Here is a 19358-nt window from a genome sequence, read left to right on the forward strand (position 1 = left end):
TTTTATTCATGTGCTTACGTTTACCAATAGCGTTGAAGTGTTTAGAATATCATCAGGTTATTAATACTTAAAACCAATAATTGTTTTGAAGGTAGCAGTAGATGAAAACGCTTGATGTGGGGCAAAAAGTAAAGCTTGCGATGATGGAAGATAGCGTATTTATTGTCACTCATGTACATGTCGATAATTCTTATACGCTAGAAAGCACTAATGATGGTGAACAAAAAACCAGCTATGACAACGTCTCTTTCGAGATGTTAAAAGTCTTAGACGATTAAGTTTAATGCAGTGCTGTGTTGAATCGATGGAGCAACGCGTTTTAATGGATGTGTTTTATATATAAAACACAGCACAGCTTGAATTAAAAATCGTATAGATAACGTGATAAATGCTTGTTTATCGGGTGTATATCGATATATATTTTACTGAATGATGGTATGATCACTATAAATAATAATGATGGTTTTTTTGCCGATTTGAACATTTAATTTTGATTAAAATCTATATAATAATCACATTAATCATTGTTATATCACGAGTCTAGAGAAACAAGATGTCCCCATTAGATCAAATTGCGAATGCACTAGACGACCAGTCAGAATTATCGATGTCAGTTTTAATGACTCCTGACATGGCGAATTTTTCGGGTAATGTGCATGGTGGAACGATTCTAAAATTGTTAGACCAAGTCGCGTATGCTTGTGCAAGTCGCTATTCTGGTAGCTACGTGGTGACACTATCAGTCGATAAAGTGAATTTTAAAGAACCAATTCACGTGGGTGAGTTAGTGACTTTCCTTGCAAGTGTGAACCATGTAGGTCGTACTTCTATGGAAATTGGTATTCGTGTTGAAGCGCAGAATATTCAAAAACGTACAGTGCGTCATACCAATAGTTGCTATTTCACAATGGTTGCTGTTGATGATCAAGGTAAACCAAAACAAATTCCGGCATTGAATCTAGATAATGACTGGAAACGTTGTCGTTTCGAAGCTGCGGAACATCGTAAAGTGGCACGTTTACAGGAAAATCATCATCCTTCTTGCAGTATTTATAAAAAGTCGACACAAAGCTAATCGCTTTGGTGGCTGAATATTTGAAAAGATCGCTTTGGCGATCTTTTTTTTATTCTGAAATTCGTCTGGAGAGTGCAGTTGGGATTTGAATTCCGAGTGTGCGACTAAAGTTTATTCTTCACAGCTCAGTTAATGATAGTCATTCAGTCCAATACTGTTTAATATAAAACGATACGTAGCGTTTCGTTTTTTAAATTATGAGTGAAACTGAAAAAACTTCTCGGCGTAAGCAATGTATCTTACAGGCAGTCACAGATGCTTTAGCGGAAAGTGATTATCGAAGCATGACCATTGAAGATATTGCGGCTCGTGCAGGCGTGGGAAAATCGACGATTTACCGTTGGTGGAAGCATAAGTCCGATCTGGTTTTCGATGCTTTTAAAGCGCACACCGCCTCGGTGTTTGAACTCGATTTATCACAAAGTTTAGAGTTCAATCTAAATCAACAATTGCTCAAATTATCACGGGCTTTAAATCAGCACGTGGGTCGAGCATTGCTAGTGGTTTTGGCAGAGCATCGTGAAGCAGCAGGTGAGTTTTTTAAACAGTATTTGTTACCTCGACGTGAAGCGACACGTGAGCTGATCCAATTGGCCATTCAACGAGGCGAAATTCGCGCGGATTATCCTTTCGAACTCATGTTGGACATGTTGTACGGCCCGATTCATTATCAGATTATTTTCTTTAATACCCAGCCAGATGAAGACTATATCAAGCGACTGGTGCAGTTGGCGCTAAACCCGATTTTTACGCAGTCCCAAGCCACGCGTAGCAGCGAGACAATGATCTCATGACTACTCAACATCAGGCATCGCTATGGAACAAGTCTTTCGTTTTTTGTCTGTGTAATAACTTGTTTTTATTTAGCTATTACTTTGCGCTGCTGACCATATTGCCCATTTATATTATGAAAGAATTGGGTGGTTCGATTCAGCAAGCGGGTATGGCTTTAACGCTGTTTTTGGTGTCATCCATTGCGATTCGTCCCTTTTCCGGCATGATCATTGAGCGTTTTGGTAAAGCCAATTCTGTACGTATTTCAGGCTTTATCTTTGTCGTTTTTGCGCTGAGTTATTTGTGGATTGACAGCATGTGGTCGTTGTTGGTCATTCGTTTTTTACATGGTTTTTGGTTCAGTATATTAACCACGGTCAATGTTCCCATCGTAAATGATTACATCCCAGATCATCGAAAGGGCGAAGGCATGGGCTACTTTGTCATGTCGACCAACTTAGGCGTGGTGATCGGGCCATTTTTAGCGCTGAGTATGATTCAATTCAGCAGTTTTAGTACCTTATTTGCAGTATTAGCCTTATTGGTTGCAGTGGGCTATATTTTTACGTGGTTGGTTCAAATACAAGAATACGTACAGCATAAATCAAGTGATCAAGCGAGCCAATCCGCAGCCATCCAATGGCGTGATGTGATAGAAACACGGGTACTTGCCATCAGTTTTGTGGCATTGCTGACCGCATTTGCATATTCGAGTGTGATGAGTTTTATCACCGCTTATGCAGAGTTGAAGCATTTACTCGCTTATACCAGTATCTTTTTTATTGTCTTTGCTGTGTCGATGTTGCTCGTCCGTCCTTGGGTTGGCAAAGTCTATGATCGTAAAGGCCCGAGTGCAGTCATCTATCCATCATTTATTTGCTTTGCCATTGGTTTGGTGGTTGTGAGTTTTCTCACGAATCAATGGGTGCTTTGGATATCGGCCGTTTTTATGGGCATCGGCTACGGTTCAGTGTTCCCATGCCTGCAAACGGTCGCGATTCAAACGGTAGAAAAAGCCCGAATGGGACATGCGATATCCACCTTTTTTGCCTTGTTTGATATTGGCCTTGCTGTCGGTTCGGTCATTATGGGTGTGCTGATTGCATACTTTGGATTTCAGGCAACCTATTTATTTTGTGCGGTGATGGTGCTGTTCACTATGTGGATGTATCGTCTATTTGTGGCAAACCAATTTAAACGCAGTGCTTTAGGAGCTGAATAATGGAATTACGACATCTACGATATTTTGTTGCGGTTGCCGAAGAGCTAAATTTTACCAAGGCTGCGCAGCGAATGTGTACTGTGCAACCTTCTTTAAGTCAGCAAATTAAAGACCTAGAACAGGAAGTTGGGGTGCAATTATTGATGCGAACCAACCGAAAAGTTGAGCTGACTGCAGAAGGTCAGGCCTTTTTAAAAGAAGCGCGTTTGAGTTTAGAGCATGCTGAAAAAGCCATGATAGATGCGCGTCAAATTGCGCAGCTCAGTAAAGAACAACTGAATATCGGCTTTGTTCCTGTGGCTGAAATGAAGGTCTTTCCTTATATCATGCCAAATATTCGTGCTCAGTTTCCTGAGTTAAAAATTCATTTTCATAGCTTAATGGATGTCGATCAGATCAGTGCAGTACGTAAAGGGGAGATTGATATTGCCTTTACTCGTTATGTCGAAGAAAGCCCTGATATAGAATCTGTTCAGATTTTTACTGAGCCTTTGGCGTTGATTGTACCGAAAAATTCGCCTGTTGCAGAACAGCGGCATATCAGCATTAAAAACATGAATAATCAGGATTTTATTATTAGCGATGAACACTCATCACCTGAGCTATACCGAATTATTCAAGATTTCTTTAAGCAAAATAAACTGAATGTGAACTTGGTACAGCACTCGACCAATATTTTGTTAAATGTCAATTTGGTCGGTATGGGCGTGGGATGGAGTTTGGTGCCGTCTTATGTCATTCCATTGCTCGGTGATAAAATATTGGTTAAAAGTACAGTTGAACCCTTGCCGACCATTGGTCTGTATGCGAGCTATCGAAAAGATCGTAAAAATGATGCGATCGAATTGATTTTAAAAGTCTTAAAAGAGCAGTTCTATATGGGCTTTTTCTAAGCCTTTAAATATTGCCCTAAGATTTAAATAAAAAAATCCTGAATTAAGCGCTTCGGGATTTTTTATTTATCATATTTTTAATCAAAGACTCAATGATATGTTGCCTTTATCGCTCTGATTTATTTAAACCATTTTTGTAAATAGGGTTTCATCACGCGGTAGGCAATCAAACAGATAAAAATAATCAGATAGAGTGGCCAAATCGTAATAAGAATAACCAACAGGCTCAACACAAATTGCCAACCTTTTTGAATACCGTACCATGCTCTTTGCCAGAAACTATCGCCATTTAATTGAGCAATAGCATCAAGGTTAATATCGATATGTTCACGGACAGTGGCAGGTTGAGTAAAGCCAATCACAATCGTGCTATAGCGGACACGATCTTGAACTTCTAAGCGAGTCAGGCGTGAGATTTCATTGACTTGTGCTGCTGCAACATGGTCGGGCACGACCTGTGTTTGCGACATTTTTTCTTCGAGTAGTTTTAGCTCATAGCGTTTTGCTGAATATTGCTGACGGTTCAAAAAGTGCATAAGGGGCAACAGTTGATTGACGAAATGTGCAGCTTTTTCACTTGGCACACGAATGATCATTTCCGCTTGCGGATTCACTTTTTCAAAGATTTTAATTTTGCCGTCAGCAATCGGGTAGGATTGACTCTCTTGCACCATAAAGTCGATATTTTTCTGTTCAATAAAGCCACCTAAACTTAGCGTCAGTTTTTCAATTTCTAAGGCAGTCTTAACCACATCTTTCGACTCAAAACTGACATTGGCTTCTCGTACCATTTTACGTGAGGCTTCGGCTGGGTTGACCTGCTCATTTAAAATAGTTTCAGGTTTCTGTGTTGTTGAAGGCGTGGTAGACGGCTCATTGGATGTGCTTTCCGCTGCTTGATCTTGCTGTGTACTGACTTGAGCAGGTTGTGCATCTGCGCTGGCTTCAGTTGCCATTTCTTCGGTTTTCTTTGAACAGCCTGAAATTAAAATCACCGTTAGCATGGCAATTAAATATTTATTTTTCATCGATGTAGAGCTCAATTGTTTGATTATCAGAAAGTCGGAGTAAATACTTTTTGCTTTAAATATAAATTCAAATTTAGCGTAATTATTAGTCGGGTGTATTGTATCGGAAAGTGTTTAAAGCAGGGATGAACGCAACATAATTCTACATAAAGCCGCGTATAGTCATAGATAGAACAATAAGGATGAAAATAAGGATATCTACAATGAACCCAGCAATGAAACTCTACAGCAATCCACGCTCACGCAGTAATACCATACTGCCTTTATTGAAAGAATTAGACATCGAGTCAGAAGTTGAGATTATTGAAGTGCCATATGAAGAGATGCATCAAGCGGCATATCTCAAGATTAACCCCATGGGCAAAGTTCCCTGCTTGGTCGATGGTACTGCTGTGATCAGTGAAACTGCAGCCATCTTTAGCTATTTAGCCGATAAATTCAGTGACAAAGGTTTAGCACCCGCATTGGATGATCCAAAACGGGGTGAATATTTGAAATGGATGTTTTTCTGTCATGGTCCGCTGACTGAATATGGACATGAAAAATGTCGGCATTAGTACTGAGTTGATGGATGAAAAACGTGGCAGTTTGAGTTTTGGTAATGAAAAAATACTTTTAGATTTTATTAAAACAGGGCTTGCGCAGGCACAGCCATATCTGTTGGGGGATAAAATTAGCGCAGCAGATTTGTATTTAGCTTATTGGATGGTGTATGCCATTTCATTCAAAATATTGCCATATTTAGATGAATTTAAACCTTTTATTCAGCAGATTCAGCAACGTGAATCAGTAAAAAATGTGCATTGGTTTCAGTCGATTTAACTTGGATGCTTATTTGATTATTGGCTGAACGTGGCGTTGCTATATGTCTAATCATATAGCTCTTTCTTTGAGAACTACAAAGAAAGAGTTTTAAATATCAATCATAAGATACTAAAGCGATTTTAATTATTGCCTAGATAATGTATGGCAAATGTTGAGCTAAATTAAATAGACTCAATCATTGTTGGTTCTATTTAAAAAATCATCGGCTTCATCATCAGATAGAGGTGGGCCTAAATCTCTTTCAAGTTTGGCATATATTTCAAGCAGTCTTTTTTGATGTGGGTCCATATCTAAGGCACGATGCTGCTGATATGTTAATTGATCATCAATCCAATCATAATCTTGAACCGCAGCCCCTGCGAAACTGGTTTTCAAATGGAGTTTGTAATAACCATAAAAGTTGTGTTTCTTGGTATCTAGACAGAGATAGGCGAAGGTAGACCAACCACTTTCGGGAAATTTAAGGCGAGTTCGGCAGGGCTTCTTTTCTAGTGTAAATGTGGGTGAATAGACTTGGCCTTTTAGAATGATATTTTTATCTTGACCAAAATATTGAGTTTGTAATGCAAATAAAGCAAGAATCACTGTGGTGAGAAAAAAGCTGGCAATGACTGCATAAAAAAATGAAATGTATAAATGGAAGGACAAAAAATTAGATTCTTCGTTTTTGTTCACATCTTTTTCTAAGCGTAATAAATAGCAATTCAAAGAAATAAGAAAACAGAGGCAAAAAACGAAAATAGCTAACCAACTATTGGCATGAAAATGATGTATCTCTACGAAAATGAGTGAACAGATAAAAATAAAGCCCAACAAACTATAAATGAATAATTTCTGAAATCTTTTTTGCATTTTGCGAAGCTTATAATTATGTATTGAACGATTATAGCATGCGATGTTTATAGTGATTATAGAAAAAATCACCATGCTTTATGCATGGTGATTTTTAATTCTTGCAGATCTATTTAGATTATTAAGCATGCAATTTTGCAAACAATTGTTGGCTCACGCTGTCTAAAGTTTGTGGAATTGCAATCGCTGCAACAAAACGGTCTGGGCGAAGAATCGTAACAGATTCAGTGGTTTTACCAAACCAACCACGAATATCAGTACCAATATCACCAATCGTAATCACATTGTCGTACTTGGTGCGATTTTCATTGCTAAGCTGAACAGCAGGCAATACTTGGATAAATTTAACGCCCAATTTTTGCCATTTTTTCATGGTCGCATCTGACAGACCCCATTTCGGATCGACGCCCCAAGCAATGATTGCAAAGTCGTTACCGATGACTTCATCAAGTAGGACTTTTTCGCCAGATTCAAGTTGAACATGTGGCTGAATGAACATTTTACCTACAGGTGAGTCTTTAACACCGTTATTGATCAATGCACCGTCGTTGTACTTCGGCATTGGCTTGAAGCGCATTTCCAATAGATATTGTTTGATCGGTTTGATGTAATTGAGTGCATAGGCAATACCATCACGGACGAAACCTTGCCATTTTTTCGGTGGAGCAAGGACATGACCCGCCATTACAGAAAGATCAATCATCGCTTTTGCATGATCTTTACGTTCAACTTGGTATGTATCTAAAAGCGCAGGGCCAGCTTTGCCTTGTACAACCATTGCAACTTTCCACGCAAGGTTGAATGCATCACGCATACCACTGTTATACCCTTGACCTTGCCATACTGGCATGATGTGCGCAGCATCACCTGCAAGTAAAATACGGTCTACACGGAATTTATCTGCAATACGGGCATTGTGGGTATAAACGCGCTGACGAATCACTTCAATACCGTCGGTCGTTGGAAGCACTTTCGACAATAATTTGGCAATGTTTTCAGGTTTGCTTAATTCTTCTTGAGTTTCACCAGGCATCACCATAAATTCGAAACGACGAATACCGTGTGGAAGCGCAGCAGATACATAAGGACGCACAGGGTCACAGCATAGGTAAATGTGTGGCGTTGCAAGTGGGTCGTTATTGATGTCGATCACGATCCATTGGTTCGGTGCAGTTTTACCATCGAAGCCGATGTTGAGGGTACGACGGACCACTGAGTTACCACCATCACAAGCAATCAAATACTGCGCTTGAATTTTTTCAGCTTCACCGTCTTTATTTTGAATATTTAGCGTTACACCATTGGCATCTTGGCTAAAATCAGACAATTGACGAGAGAATAAAACATTTGTGGTTTCGTACTGTTTTAAACCTTGTAGCAGTACATTATCGACTTGTGGTTGAATAAAGGCATTACGACGTGAGAAACCAAATTCACGAGTGAGCGGTTGAATGTCTGCGAAACAACGGCCTTTAGGGGTTAAGAAACGCATCGCGTGGTTCGGTGTCGTATGCGGTAACACTTGGTCCACTAAACCTAATGATTGGATGGTACGTAATGATTCATCATCAATACCAATCGCACGTGGGTAGTCAATCAGGCTGTCTAGTTGTTCAATCACAGTGACGTTGACGCCTTGCTTACTTAAGTAGTTTGCAATGGTTAAGCCGACAGGACCTGCGCCCAGAATGGCAACTTCCGTTGTGTAATTTGCTTTATTGCTCATGCGTAAACATCCAATCACTTCACATATGCCACTATTAAGTTCTAAAGCGAGGCTTTCAACAAGCTAGGCATAAGTCGAAACGATGAATCGAATTGTCGTGTTTTTTGCAGGGTTTTATTTTAAGTAAATGATATATATTTATTTATATTAAAATGATCAATCATTTTGAATGATTTATCGATCATTAAAATCTATCAATTAGTAGCTTTGAGCATAAAAAAGCCGAACCATTTTTCAATGATCCGGCGACTTTAATTCATTTAGCACAACATTCTATTAGTGAGGGATAAATGTTGAGCAGCAGACTAAATGAATTTAGCGTGTGGAGTACGCTATTCGTCTATTACTGAGCAGGTTGAGCTGGTGCAGAACCTTCAGCATTTGCTTCTGAAGCAGGTTGAGCAGCAGTACCTTCAGCAGCAGTTGTTTCAGTCGCTGGCTGTTCTTGAGTGCTAACCACTACTTTTTCTTGTTCAGGCGCTTCTTGTTTATCTTTGCTTGCAGCAAAACTTGTTGCAGCTGCAGCAGCTAGAGTAGAAGCAAGTAAAATTTGAGTTAATTTCATTTTGAGCATCCTTATATATTTTAGTAAGTCCTGAAAAGATCATCACGTCCATCAGGAGAGAGCTCATGCTAAATCGAGAAAACCGAGTGATCAATGCGAGCAACAAAGTGAAACAGACTGGTTAACTGGATGAATACATAACCGTCCATCCTGTGTTTTAAATGTAAAAAAAATATCGGAATCTTCATTTAACTTTGCAAGAAAAAATGACCAAATCGACTTCATGATTCATTCATTGTTTACATGATGATTACATCGATGTCGTAAATAAGCAGAATCCAGAAATTTCACTAAAATCCAAATGTAAGGATTCTTTTCGATATGGCTATTTTTTTAAATATAAGAGTTAACTTTGCCAATAAAGTGTGACTAGATATGTAATGCATTCATGCCAATTGAGTAAACAGGCTGTTCAATAGCCAGATGATTATAAAATTCGTTGAAATAAGAGGCTGAACGATGCTTTAGAAAAATGAAGACAGAGAAATGAAGACTAGACTTGCAGCATTTTTTTGAAATCATTATGGTAAAGGCCATCAATCATTGGCTATTTATTTGAGTGACTCACTTTTGAAATTAGTTTCTACCCACGGTGCGATTCCGGTTCATATTATTTCTGGCTTTTTAGGTGCGGGTAAAACCACAGTTTTACAGCAGTTATTAAAGCAAAAGCCAGCGGGCGAAACTTGGGCCGTACTGATGAATGAGTTTGGGCAAATCGGGGTCGATCAACAGATGTTGCCGCAAGATCAGGGCTTTGCGGTGAAGGAATTATTGGGTGGATGTCTATGTTGTAGCAGCCAACTGCTGATGCAAATTGCGTTGTCACGGTTATTGTCAGAGGTGAAACCCGACCGACTGTTTATCGAGCCAACAGGTTTGGGGCATCCTGGACAACTTTTGGAGCAATTGACTGAGCCACATTGGCATCCGCATTTAGCCATGCGGGCATTGGTGACCGTGGTTGATGGCTCACGCTTACATGATCAAGATTGGACATCGCAAAACCTGTATGCCGATCAACTCAAAGTGGCACAAATCGTGGTGGTGTCTCATGTCGATTGTATGAGTGATGCCGATCAAGCTGGTTTGGAACGACTCAAACAAGCGTATTTACCGTATCAGCAGCAATGGATCAATGTTGTCAAAGGTGATTTAAAACTGACACGTATTGATCTTGCCTATGTGGGAAGTCCGCGTAAAATTCAGCCTTTATTGGCGATGCAAAAGCAAATGCCGGTTGATGTACCCACAGAAATTAAACAGTTGCCTTATCATTATGTTGAATCCGCTCAGGGCTATAGTGTCGCAGGTTGGAAACTCCCAAAACGTTGGATTTTCGACTTTTTTGAGTTGTTAGATTTACTCTGTGAGCAGCAAGATTGGCTACGAATCAAAGGTATTTTTCAGACAGACCAAGGGTGGAAAACCTTTAACTTTAATCCTGATCAGTTTAATTATCAGTCGAGCGAGGAAAGTATCGATAATCGTGTCGAAATTATTTACCAAACTGAACGTGAATGGCTCGAATTTGAAGATCGCTTAATACAGTGCCGTATTGATGCCGAGAAAGCTGAGAAATAAGTAAATCAGCGCAGCAAAAGCTTGCTAAATCTTATATGCTAGGCGCCAAATTTGAGGACTTTACCATGGCGCTAAAAGCTACAATTTATAAAGCAGATTTGAACATTGCCAATATGGATGTACACCAATATGGTGATTATCAATTGACGATGGCTTTGCATCCTTCTGAAACGATTGAACGTTTGATGGTACGTGTCTTGGCATATGCACGCTATGCAGATGAAGCATTAGAATTTACCAAAGATCTTTTCGAAACAGACGAACCAGCGCTGTGGGAAAAAGATTTAACAGGTCAATTGGTGAAATGGATTGAAGTCGGTTGCCCTGACGAAGACAAAGTCAAAAAAGCCAGTGCACGTTGCCCACACGTTGCTGTGATTAGCTATGGTTCTTCAGTAGACGAATGGTACAAACGCAACAGCAAACTGAAAACCCTGAAGAATGTTGAAATTTGGCAATTATCTGAAGCGAGTACAGCTGCCATTCAAGAGTTATGCGAACGAACCATGTCTTTACAATTAAATGTGATGGATGGCGAATGGACTTTGATTGGTGATAAAGCTCAAGCGGTGATTGAATGGACACAATTGCAATAAGCGCATGATGTGATTTAACTCATCACGATGGATGTGAGTTCAGGCTTGCATCCTGACTATAAAATTCGGTATATCTACAAACAATGAGAAAATTTTAAAGATGGGGAGCAGCCGATGTACCCTGATTTTTATTTGTTATTTGTGGCGCTTATGATTGGCGCTGTCATTGGTGCGGAACGTGAGTACCGAAGTAAGTCGGCAGGTCTGCGCACCATGATTATGGTCAGTTTAAGTTCATGTTTATTTACTATCTTATCGTTACGTATCGGCGTTGATAGTCATGATCGAATTGCGGCCAATATTTTGACTGGCCTCGGCTTTTTGGGTGCGGGGGTAATTTTTAAAGATGAAAATCGAATTTCAGGCATTACCACAGCAACTACCATTTGGATGACCGCTGCCTTAGGCATGGCTGCGGGAGCGGGCTATGTCATGCTGAGCTTGATTGGTACGGTGATTGTGCTGATCGTTTTAATTGTTTTGATTTATATTCAAGCGTGGATTGAAGCGAAAAACCAAGCACGGAGTTATCGTATCGTTTGTCACTTTCGACAACAAACGCTGGATGACTATGAAGAGCTGTTTAAAACCTATCAAATGCAAGTGGTTCGTAGTGTGCGACATAAAACTGAACATAAAATCAGTGGGCGTTGGATCTTAATTGGCTCTGCGACAAACCATAGAAAATTAACTCAAGATCTAATGAATGATCAGGATATTCTGGAGCTCAATTTTTAACAGCGTATTTACTACGGCATCCAAAGTAATCCTGTTTATAATAGGGTTTTATTTTGATTGCGGCATTTGAGGTTGAGAGCATGAGCAAAGAATTAGAAATTATTGACTTAGTGGTAGGCGAAGGTAAAGAAGCGGTTAAAGGCGCTTTGATTACAACACACTATACAGGCTGGTTAGAAGATGGTACTAAATTTGATTCATCATTGGATCGTGGTAATTATTTTGAAACGGTAATTGGTACAGGCCGTGTGATTAAAGGTTGGGATCAGGGCATCATGGGGATGAAAGTCGGTGGTAAACGTAAGTTAATCGTACCATCACATTTGGCTTATGGTGAGCGTAAAATGGGTAATGTAATTCCTGCCAATTCAAATCTTATTTTTGAGATTGAATTGTATGACGTAAAAACTCGCGATTAATAGATCAATAGTTTTAGATCAATGACATGGACGTTATTGATCAATTGGATAAAATAGATGTTGTTATTTTTGTCTTTTACCGTAGATTAGAATAATTACTCGAGTATAAACGCAGGAATCAAAGCCGTTGTATTTACAGTTGCCTTGTACCAGATTGTTCTGGGTTTTTACCTTTATTATTTTTACACTGGCATTTACTGTATCGACTGTTCAAGCACAGTATGAAACTGCGCCTAAATCATTTTATTTAAAGCATCAAAACGAAGTTAACCAAATCTACTTCACAGAAGATACCAGTAGCCTATTGCAAGGCAAATGGTTGTTTTATCCAAATCAATTTTTAACTTCTCCAAGTTCAGTTCTGGTCGGTCAAACGGTCTATCTTCCCGTATCATTTAAAGACATCACAGGGGATAGTAAAGGCTTTGGGACATTTACTGGACATTTCCAAATCCCCAAACAATTTATTGGCCGTCGTATCGCAATATTGATTCCAAATCAGTACGGTGCGTATCGGGTATTTTTAAATGGTGATGTGATCGTCCGTTTGGGTGAAGTGGGACAAACTGAAGCAGAACAAAAAACGGAAAATGCTCCACGAATTGCCTATTTCGTCGCTCAAGATGAATATTTCACCTTAACCATTCAAGCTTCGAGTTTTAACAGTATGCATGGCGGTTTTGAAAACCCGATGCGTATTGGTATTGCTAAGACAGTAAACCGCCAATTCCAACAACAGATGATGAGTATTGGAATGGTGTCTGGTGCCGTCTTGGGTGTGGGACTATTTACGATTCTATTTTCAGTCTTCCGAGGTTTACGCGGTCGCAATAGCCGAAGTAATTTGGTGTTTGGCTTATTTATTGTCTTTTTAGCACTCCATAATTTATTTTCAGCACCTTATGCCTATACAACTTTTACTGATATTAATTGGTTGTGGGGTACGCGATTAGAATACTTATTTACCTATTTGGCATCGATTTTCTTTTTAAGTTATATCCACTTGCTTAATCGTCGCTATTTATTTACCTTAAATTATCAGATCGCGATGTTGCTGTTGTCGTTGAATATTTCAGTGACTTTTGTTTCGACGCCTGAAATTTTTCAACCTTTGGCAACTTACAGTTTTGCCTATGTGATCGTTGTTCTAAGTAATTTTGCTTATGGTTTTTACCTAACACTGAAAAAGAAAGAGCCGTATTCAAAATTAAATTTAATCGCGGTTATTTTCCTGTGCATTACTTTCTTAAACGACTTTTTGCTGATGATGAATTTGATTGATTCAGTCAATTTATCGTTCATTTCAACCAGTTTGTATGCCTTGTTGATCATGTTTCAACAATCTCACCATTATGCACAGCAATCTATGCATACCGAGCAGTTAAATAATAGTCTGCTTGAGCTAAACAGTTCACTCGATCAGAAAGTTAAAGAACGCACCTTACAGCTTCACGAGCTGAATACAAAATTAGAGCTACAAATTCGTATTGATGCCTTAACAGGGGCATTTAACCGCCGTGCATTGAATGCTGAAATTCAACGTTTATATTCAGAAGTCCGTTTTCATAGTCACCGAACGTTGGTCTTTGCCATGTTAGATGTCGATTATTTTAAAAATTATAATGACCACTATGGACATCTCAAAGGCGATGAGGTGTTACAGCAGATCGTGAAAACCATGCAAAATACCCTGCCAAGTTCAGCCTATGTGGCTCGCTACGGTGGAGAGGAGTTTGCCATATTGATGCATGATGTTCCGTATGCGATTGCCCAAGAGCAATTGCAATTGGTACTCGAAGCCATGCGTAATGAACAACTTGAACATGTTAATCGGGGTGATGAAAAAAATTACGTCACACTGAGTTTGGGCATGGCATGGATGGATAAGCAAAATGACTTCGAAAGTATCGAAGCTTTAATGAAGCATGCAGACTATTATTTATATATGGCCAAACAGGCAGGACGCGATCAACTTAAGCCTTGATACCATGAATTGTATAGGTTTAAAAACTCTGAGGTGATATCGCTAGTATTCTTTGCCAATCCTTATTTAGATTCATTTATCTTTAAATTCATCTATACAATCATCTTATTTGAAAATCTATCCCTCTACGAACTTTATCTCTCTACTAGCAGAGTTGTTTGACTAATTTAAGAGGTACATCAGCAGGCTCAAAATCCTGATGTGCGACAAAGCCATATTTTTGGTAAAAGGCGAGTGCCGTATGGGTACTTTCTAGACTGATCTCGGTAATATTCTTTTTCCGGACGCAGTGCATCATGTTTAATAATAACGCCTTACCAATGCCTTGGTACTGACGTTCAGGGCAAATATAGTTCAGTAAAATTTGTCCCTGATCACTGACTAAAATAAAGCCGACCACTCGATTATCACTGACGTAGACCCAACTGTCGTTGTAAAGCATCCACATTAGAATATTTGATTGATTTGCCTCCTCAAGCCAAGTTTGAATCACACTTTCATTACGTTGATGGTCCTGGATACATGAACGAATGCTGTTGTGAATCACGTGAATAATTTCGGGTATATCCTGAATTTGTGCTTCGCGTATCATAATTTTTTCTTTTTATAGAAAACTCCAACAGCCTGTCATTTCAGAAGATATCGCCTTGTGCTTAAAGAGGCTTCTTGTTGCGTTTTATGTTTTTTTGCAGCCATTGCGCCGTTGGGTTGGGTTTTTATTTCAAAATTGTTGCAAAATTTACAAATGTATATTTATAAGTTAATCGTTAAATACGGATAAATAACCACATAAATGCATCTAACTATACTGTTTTTAAAGTAATAATAGATCTTTTAGAAATGTATACATACTCAATGATTTCAGCAGGTGTAATAGTTTGAAATAAATTAGCAAAGAAAATAGGCAAGATTTCAGCTTTAAAATAGTTTTGTATGAATTTTAAACGTTATTGTGCGTTATATTAGTCCATAAAAATATTCGATGATTCAAGATGTGCATGCGCGTCATCGGCAGTAGGTTGTTATTATGGTTAATTTTCTCATTGTGATGTGTATTCTGATTGCGTTGTCTGCAGCGGGCATTGTGGTCAAAAAAATAATAAAAACAGAAAAATATCGTCAAAAATATACGCGTTACCAAGCACCAAAAAAATCGAAAAGTATCTCTTTAGCATCGAATGATGATGCTATACGCCAAGTCGATCAGGTCATTGAAGTTGATGAATATGAACAGCAACTTTTTGATGATATTGCGGAAATTTTCTTTCAACAACAATACAAATTAGATTCGCTACAGGCAGCCGAGCAGTTACAAGAAGTCTTTTTACGTCGCATGCCAGTGAATTGTAAAACTCAAATTCGCCAATTAGATTTGAATGAATGGTCGATTTATTGGAATTTTTACAATCAATCACTCGAGTATTATTTAGGCCGATACGGTGAGTTTTATACACATGTCGACCGTTTTGGCGAAGAACATAAAATTGAATATCGCTATCAAGACTCCGCAAGTTGAAGCAAAATGCGATCTTGGACTAAATCGAGATAACTCAAATCATCGGTTATTCGGGCCATTAAAATCGCGCCTTCATAATCCGCCAAGCTGACTTTGGCAAGTTGAGCGGCATGTTCGATGGTCATGCATCGCTGAAAAAACACTTCAAAGGCGAGTTGCCACTCGTGAAAGATGGACTGTAATTTTGCAAAAATCTCGGTAGGCAAATGTTGACGTTCCATACTTAATATCCCGACTAAACAACCTAATCCACCTTGACTAAAAAACTGGATGGCCAGTTGATGGATTTGCGAGAAAGCCTGTTGAGGAGATGCAGTGGATTGCTGTAATTGCTGAAAAATACTGTGCTGTAACTTTACATGCGTCAGGTTTAAAATCTCCATTAATAAAGCGTCTTTATTCGGATAGTCATAATAAAACGCAGCTTTTGAGAGACCACAGACTTCGGCCAATTTCCCCATGCTACAGCCCATATAGCCATAGCGTTTAAAAGCGTGTGCTGACTGTAACAATAGATGTTCAGAGGTGTTTTTCCGTGGACGCATGTAATTCTCTATCCGAATAAATCAATATGATGTGTATGAAGTAAATTGGTCTAGGCGATTAATAGTTCATCAAACCTTCCAATGACTTCCTGCCATAAGAGTTCAGCACCTTTGCGGAAATATCCCATATGACCAATCTGTTTTAGACCATAATCTTCCGCTTCAATATTGATATAGTGCATTGATGCTTGCGCATAATGCTGCATAAAAGCATGTCGTGAATTGGGTAATGCCCAGTCATCATCGAGCGCAGCGACCGCATAAATCGGCGTTTGAACTGCAGCATATTGTTGAGACAGCTCACTCAGCTCAGGGTCGGCAAAGAAATAGGTTGGGTTTTTACACCAACGGCGCCATTGTTTATAGACGTCGACAGGAAGGTCAGCGCCCATATTGAGTTTGCTCCAAGGCAAATATCCTTTGACGGCAACCATTGGCGGAAAAACGATATTCCACATCACATGAACCTTCATTTTTTCTTTAAAGGGCATATAGCCATGCCAACCTGCGCCAGTGCCAAAACAATACATGGCACGTATCTGATCATGATTTGAGGTGAGGCCTAGTGCTTGACCGCCATAGGAGTGTCCCACTAGAAAAGTTTCCTGACCGTGTTGTTGCATATAAGCTATGGCACCAGAAAGGTCATAACGTCCCCAGTCGAGGTAGGACATTTTAAAGCCTTTGAGTTTTGGAGGAGCAGAACGTCCAATACCACGATAATCAAAAGTTAATACTTGATAACCGAGTCCTGCGGCATACTCGGCAAAACGACGGTAAAATTGTTGAGGTACACCTGTTGCACTTGAAATAATAATATTGGCTTTAGCAGCAGAATTAGGCCGATATTCAACGCCTGAAAGCGTATAGCCATCGGTTGCTGGGAAACTCACGGGTGTAGTACGTATTTCTTGCGTTGCTTGTTCTAAATCCGTTGGCATAATTTTTCTCTTCGTGTGGCAGGGTGCTAAGGGTTTATTCGGTTTAAACAAAGGCTTATTTGCCCTGAAAATTGGCTGCGCGACGTTGTAGCATGGCCATCACACCTTCTTGTACATCTTGTGTTTTTAGTAGTGGTTGTAAATGCTGATCTAATTGAGCAAAGGCAGCATCGGCTCCCAAATGCACCCCTTGCTGTGCTGCAGCGAGTGTTGCCTGAACCGCCAGTGGTGCAGCCTGTGCAATTTGTTCTGCAAGTTCTATTGCACGAGATAAGGGCGCTTGCTCAGTGATTTCAGTGACTAAATTCATATCAAATGCCGTTTGCACATTGAAACGTTCACCTGTGAGTAAATAGCGCATGGCTTTATTCCAACCCGCTGCTTGCACAAAGCGAACTGTTGCACCACCAAAGGGAAGAATGCCACGTTGCACTTCCATTTGAGCAAACTCCGTGTGACGCTGTGCGATCACGATATCGGCATTCAGCATGAGTTCAATACCCGCTGTAAAACAGAACCCTTGTACCGCGACCACAACTGGTTTTTTTCGTTGTCGTGAGTTGGTTCCCCACGGATTAATTTGCTGATCAGGAAAATTAAACAGCCCGCTGCCAAGTTTGGGTTGTAGTTCGACCAGATCTAGACCCGCAGTAAAATGATCGCCATGAGCAAAAATCACCGCACAGCGTAAATTTGGATCATCTTCATATTCAGTGAGCGCCAGTGAAAGGTCATGAATTAAATGACTGTCAAACGCATTTCGTTTATCTGCACGGTCCAAACCGATTAAATAAAGATGACCACGAATTTCTCGACTTACACGACCTTGTTGTTCTGACATTTGGATAATTCCTTCTGATTATTCTTTAGGCATACCTAAGTTTTTAAACGATTGTTAGAAAACTGTCAAAACTGATGCGTTCAAAACATCAAAATCATCGTCTGGTGGATGAGTGGTTTGATTTAAAATTTACAGAGTTGATATGAAATAGTGTGGGATATAGCTTGCCTTTAGGCCGATTTTTTCCATAATAGCTGCAGCTTTTTTTAAGGCCCAATCAACCATGTCGAACTTAGAAATTTTTGCAGTCATTATTAGCTTAATTGGCGTGACTTTAACCATTAAGCGAAATATGTGGTGTTGGTGGTTTAACTTTGCAGCATTTCTACTGTATGCCTACCTGTTTTATACCTACAAACTTTATGGCGAAACCATTTTGCAGTTTTTCTTTGTGGTAGTGAACTTCTATGGTTTCTATCATTGGTTGAAGGGCAAACAACAAGATCATGACATCCGTATTGAACCGATTGCGACCAAACTCGTGATCTTTCAAATGCTCTTAGCAGCGGTGGGCGGTTTGATTTTTGGTTTAAGTTTGCACTATTTTACCGATGCAGCCGTACCGATTTTAGATGCACAATTGGCCGCGTTTAGCTTACTCGCAACGTATTGGACCAGCCGGAAACATATTGCTACTTGGGTGCTTTGGGTATTTGTCGATATTATCTATGTGGGTATGTTTATATACAAAGACCTGTATCTCACTGCGGCGTTGTATGCTGGTTTTGTGGGCTTGGCGGCATTTGGTTGGTGGCAATGGACACAAGTCAAAAATAAACAACAGCAACAGGCGATGAAAGCTTTATAAGGATCATTGGGTGATGGCAAAGCTACTTTTAATAGCCGATTCCGAACCCGATGAATAAGTAAAGAGCGTGCAGAGTCATGATTATCGACTTTCAACTTGAGCAGCAACTACGTTTTGATCGACAAGCTGGGTTTCTATTGCAGCAAAAAGCGAGCTTTTTTCAGTTTGAACAAATAGCAGATGTGTATAACGCTGAATGGCTCAATGCATTTCCACAAGGCACGCAATGTAGCATCAGCGGTTTGGATGATGGTGCAGATGAATACGGCATCCAAATCAGTTACAAACACCAAAGTATCTTGATTGATTATTCACAAGTAATCAAATTGGTACACCGTGATCGGGATGGTGTGGTGCATAGCATGATCTTAAATTAACAACTGATGTTACGCACGTAAAAGTACTTATGCACTTTTAAAATGATTT

21 protein-coding genes and 1 pseudogene are annotated in these 19358 nt (G+C 39.6%); 14 read left to right on the forward strand and 8 right to left on the reverse strand.

What is annotated here, in order from left to right; all coding sequences use genetic code 11:
* Positions 1-101 precede the first annotated feature (101 nt).
* The 5 genes from FTT72_RS03745 to FTT72_RS03765 all read left to right on the forward strand — a co-directional run bounded on the left by FTT72_RS03745 (position 102) and on the right by FTT72_RS03765 (position 3964).
* Positions 102-278, forward strand: coding sequence for a hypothetical protein (locus tag FTT72_RS03745; RefSeq protein ID WP_180177885.1), 177 nt, complete (start codon positions 102-104; stop codon positions 276-278).
* 275 nt (positions 279-553) lie between these two features.
* On the forward strand, positions 554-1075 hold the full coding sequence (locus tag FTT72_RS03750) for an acyl-CoA thioesterase (protein WP_078191431.1): 522 nt from the start codon (positions 554-556) through the stop codon (positions 1073-1075).
* Positions 1076-1272: 197 nt separating this feature from the next.
* Positions 1273-1869: a TetR/AcrR family transcriptional regulator gene (locus FTT72_RS03755; protein ID WP_180025824.1), complete on the forward strand. Its 597-nt coding sequence runs from the start codon at positions 1273-1275 to the stop codon at positions 1867-1869.
* On the forward strand, positions 1866-3071 hold the full coding sequence (locus FTT72_RS03760; protein WP_180177886.1) for an MFS transporter: 1206 nt from the start codon (positions 1866-1868) through the stop codon (positions 3069-3071). Before FTT72_RS03755 ends, FTT72_RS03760 begins: the two co-directional genes overlap by 4 nt.
* Positions 3071-3964: a LysR substrate-binding domain-containing protein gene (locus FTT72_RS03765; RefSeq protein ID WP_078191428.1), complete on the forward strand. Its 894-nt coding sequence runs from the start codon at positions 3071-3073 to the stop codon at positions 3962-3964. Before FTT72_RS03760 ends, FTT72_RS03765 begins: the two co-directional genes overlap by 1 nt.
* Positions 3965-4083: 119 nt before the next feature.
* On the opposite strand, the gene FTT72_RS03770 is transcribed toward FTT72_RS03765, so the two are convergent.
* Positions 4084-4992 carry a DUF4349 domain-containing protein gene (locus tag FTT72_RS03770; protein WP_180177887.1) on the reverse strand — a complete coding sequence of 303 codons (909 nt, stop codon included), beginning with the start codon at positions 4990-4992 and terminating at the stop codon, positions 4084-4086.
* Between the two features lie 215 nt (positions 4993-5207).
* Between FTT72_RS03770 and FTT72_RS03775 the strand changes: the two are divergent.
* A pseudogene (locus FTT72_RS03775) lies at positions 5208-5814 on the forward strand (glutathione S-transferase family protein).
* Positions 5815-5988: 174 nt separating this feature from the next.
* Here the strand turns inward: FTT72_RS03775 and FTT72_RS03780 are convergent.
* From FTT72_RS03780 to FTT72_RS03790, 3 genes are all read right to left on the reverse strand, one after another.
* The gene (locus FTT72_RS03780; RefSeq protein ID WP_180177888.1) at positions 5989-6669 is read right to left on the reverse strand and encodes a hypothetical protein; all 681 of its coding nucleotides are present in this window, start codon (positions 6667-6669) and stop codon (positions 5989-5991) included.
* Between the two features lie 121 nt (positions 6670-6790).
* Positions 6791-8395 (reverse strand): bifunctional 3-(3-hydroxy-phenyl)propionate/3-hydroxycinnamic acid hydroxylase, encoded by a 1605-nt coding sequence (locus FTT72_RS03785; RefSeq protein ID WP_078192235.1) that lies wholly within the window; start codon positions 8393-8395, stop codon positions 6791-6793.
* Between the two features lie 343 nt (positions 8396-8738).
* Positions 8739-8960 carry a hypothetical protein gene (locus FTT72_RS03790; protein ID WP_078191424.1) on the reverse strand — a complete coding sequence of 74 codons (222 nt, stop codon included), beginning with the start codon at positions 8958-8960 and terminating at the stop codon, positions 8739-8741.
* Positions 8961-9530: 570 nt separating this feature from the next.
* Here FTT72_RS03790 and FTT72_RS03795 point away from each other — a divergent pair.
* The 5 genes from FTT72_RS03795 (at position 9531) to FTT72_RS03815 (ending at position 14281) form a co-directional block, all read left to right on the forward strand.
* Positions 9531-10544 (forward strand): GTP-binding protein, encoded by a 1014-nt coding sequence (locus tag FTT72_RS03795; RefSeq protein ID WP_180177889.1) that lies wholly within the window; start codon positions 9531-9533, stop codon positions 10542-10544.
* Positions 10545-10609: 65 nt separating this feature from the next.
* Positions 10610-11140 carry a YaeQ family protein gene (locus tag FTT72_RS03800; protein WP_180055506.1) on the forward strand — a complete coding sequence of 177 codons (531 nt, stop codon included), beginning with the start codon at positions 10610-10612 and terminating at the stop codon, positions 11138-11140.
* Positions 11141-11254: 114 nt separating this feature from the next.
* A complete protein-coding gene (locus FTT72_RS03805; RefSeq protein WP_180005309.1) occupies positions 11255-11878 on the forward strand; it encodes an MgtC/SapB family protein in 624 nt (207 codons plus the stop codon).
* A gap of 80 nt (positions 11879-11958) precedes the next feature.
* On the forward strand, positions 11959-12297 hold the full coding sequence (locus tag FTT72_RS03810; RefSeq protein WP_180005310.1) for an FKBP-type peptidyl-prolyl cis-trans isomerase: 339 nt from the start codon (positions 11959-11961) through the stop codon (positions 12295-12297).
* 127 nt (positions 12298-12424) lie between these two features.
* Positions 12425-14281: a diguanylate cyclase domain-containing protein gene (locus FTT72_RS03815; protein ID WP_373686887.1), complete on the forward strand. Its 1857-nt coding sequence runs from the start codon at positions 12425-12427 to the stop codon at positions 14279-14281.
* 145 nt (positions 14282-14426) lie between these two features.
* Here FTT72_RS03815 and FTT72_RS03820 read toward each other — a convergent pair whose 3' ends face one another.
* Positions 14427-14873, reverse strand: coding sequence for a GNAT family N-acetyltransferase (locus FTT72_RS03820; protein WP_078191420.1), 447 nt, complete (start codon positions 14871-14873; stop codon positions 14427-14429).
* A gap of 435 nt (positions 14874-15308) precedes the next feature.
* On the opposite strand from FTT72_RS03820, the gene FTT72_RS03825 reads away from it, so the two are divergent.
* A complete protein-coding gene (locus FTT72_RS03825; protein WP_180177890.1) occupies positions 15309-15797 on the forward strand; it encodes a hypothetical protein in 489 nt (162 codons plus the stop codon).
* Here FTT72_RS03825 and FTT72_RS03830 read toward each other — a convergent pair.
* Genes FTT72_RS03830 through FTT72_RS03840 form a run of 3 tightly spaced genes read right to left on the reverse strand, consistent with a single transcriptional unit; the run spans position 15779 to position 18124 of the window.
* Complete coding sequence (locus FTT72_RS03830; RefSeq protein ID WP_180177891.1) at positions 15779-16342, reverse strand: TetR/AcrR family transcriptional regulator; 564 nt, start codon at positions 16340-16342, stop codon at positions 15779-15781. The genes FTT72_RS03825 and FTT72_RS03830 overlap by 19 nt on opposite strands.
* 50 nt (positions 16343-16392) lie before the next feature.
* A complete protein-coding gene (locus FTT72_RS03835; protein ID WP_180177892.1) occupies positions 16393-17283 on the reverse strand; it encodes an alpha/beta fold hydrolase in 891 nt (296 codons plus the stop codon).
* 55 nt (positions 17284-17338) lie between these two features.
* Complete coding sequence (locus FTT72_RS03840; RefSeq protein ID WP_180177893.1) at positions 17339-18124, reverse strand: crotonase/enoyl-CoA hydratase family protein; 786 nt, start codon at positions 18122-18124, stop codon at positions 17339-17341.
* A gap of 223 nt (positions 18125-18347) precedes the next feature.
* On the opposite strand from FTT72_RS03840, the gene pnuC reads away from it, so the two are divergent.
* Both pnuC and FTT72_RS03850 read left to right on the forward strand, forming a co-directional pair.
* Positions 18348-18932 (forward strand): nicotinamide riboside transporter PnuC, encoded by a 585-nt coding sequence (pnuC, locus tag FTT72_RS03845; protein ID WP_168379271.1) that lies wholly within the window; start codon positions 18348-18350, stop codon positions 18930-18932.
* A 77-nt stretch (positions 18933-19009) separates the two neighbouring features.
* Positions 19010-19309, forward strand: a complete 300-nt coding sequence (locus tag FTT72_RS03850) for a hypothetical protein (protein WP_168379270.1) — start codon at positions 19010-19012, stop codon at positions 19307-19309.
* Positions 19310-19358: the final 49 nt, after the last annotated feature.

The sequence above is a fragment of the Acinetobacter sp. YH01005 genome (assembly GCF_013420465.1).
Classification (GTDB): domain Bacteria; phylum Pseudomonadota; class Gammaproteobacteria; order Pseudomonadales; family Moraxellaceae; genus Acinetobacter; species Acinetobacter amyesii.

Excerpts from the sequence above, each read along its gene's own strand:
- FTT72_RS03800 (WP_180055506.1), top strand. The coding sequence starts at position 10,610 with ATGGCGCTAAAAGCTACAATTTATAAAGCAGATTTGAACATTGCCAAT.
- FTT72_RS03810 (WP_180005310.1), top strand. The coding sequence starts at position 11,959 with ATGAGCAAAGAATTAGAAATTATTGACTTAGTGGTAGGCGAAGGTAAA.
- FTT72_RS03760 (WP_180177886.1), top strand. The coding sequence starts at position 1,866 with ATGACTACTCAACATCAGGCATCGCTATGGAACAAGTCTTTCGTTTTT.
- FTT72_RS03820 (WP_078191420.1), bottom strand. The coding sequence starts at position 14,873 with ATGATACGCGAAGCACAAATTCAGGATATACCCGAAATTATTCACGTG.
- FTT72_RS03765 (WP_078191428.1), top strand. The coding sequence starts at position 3,071 with ATGGAATTACGACATCTACGATATTTTGTTGCGGTTGCCGAAGAGCTA.
- FTT72_RS03850 (WP_168379270.1), top strand. The coding sequence starts at position 19,010 with ATGATTATCGACTTTCAACTTGAGCAGCAACTACGTTTTGATCGACAA.
- pnuC (WP_168379271.1), top strand. The coding sequence starts at position 18,348 with ATGTCGAACTTAGAAATTTTTGCAGTCATTATTAGCTTAATTGGCGTG.
- FTT72_RS03840 (WP_180177893.1), bottom strand. The coding sequence starts at position 18,124 with ATGTCAGAACAACAAGGTCGTGTAAGTCGAGAAATTCGTGGTCATCTT.
- FTT72_RS03745 (WP_180177885.1), top strand. The coding sequence starts at position 102 with ATGAAAACGCTTGATGTGGGGCAAAAAGTAAAGCTTGCGATGATGGAA.
- FTT72_RS03830 (WP_180177891.1), bottom strand. The coding sequence starts at position 16,342 with ATGCGTCCACGGAAAAACACCTCTGAACATCTATTGTTACAGTCAGCA.
- FTT72_RS03805 (WP_180005309.1), top strand. The coding sequence starts at position 11,255 with ATGTACCCTGATTTTTATTTGTTATTTGTGGCGCTTATGATTGGCGCT.
- FTT72_RS03785 (WP_078192235.1), bottom strand. The coding sequence starts at position 8,395 with ATGAGCAATAAAGCAAATTACACAACGGAAGTTGCCATTCTGGGCGCA.
- FTT72_RS03755 (WP_180025824.1), top strand. The coding sequence starts at position 1,273 with ATGAGTGAAACTGAAAAAACTTCTCGGCGTAAGCAATGTATCTTACAG.
- FTT72_RS03825 (WP_180177890.1), top strand. The coding sequence starts at position 15,309 with ATGGTTAATTTTCTCATTGTGATGTGTATTCTGATTGCGTTGTCTGCA.
- FTT72_RS03780 (WP_180177888.1), bottom strand. The coding sequence starts at position 6,669 with ATGCAAAAAAGATTTCAGAAATTATTCATTTATAGTTTGTTGGGCTTT.
- FTT72_RS03750 (WP_078191431.1), top strand. The coding sequence starts at position 554 with ATGTCCCCATTAGATCAAATTGCGAATGCACTAGACGACCAGTCAGAA.
- FTT72_RS03835 (WP_180177892.1), bottom strand. The coding sequence starts at position 17,283 with ATGCCAACGGATTTAGAACAAGCAACGCAAGAAATACGTACTACACCC.
- FTT72_RS03770 (WP_180177887.1), bottom strand. The coding sequence starts at position 4,992 with ATGAAAAATAAATATTTAATTGCCATGCTAACGGTGATTTTAATTTCA.
- FTT72_RS03790 (WP_078191424.1), bottom strand. The coding sequence starts at position 8,960 with ATGAAATTAACTCAAATTTTACTTGCTTCTACTCTAGCTGCTGCAGCT.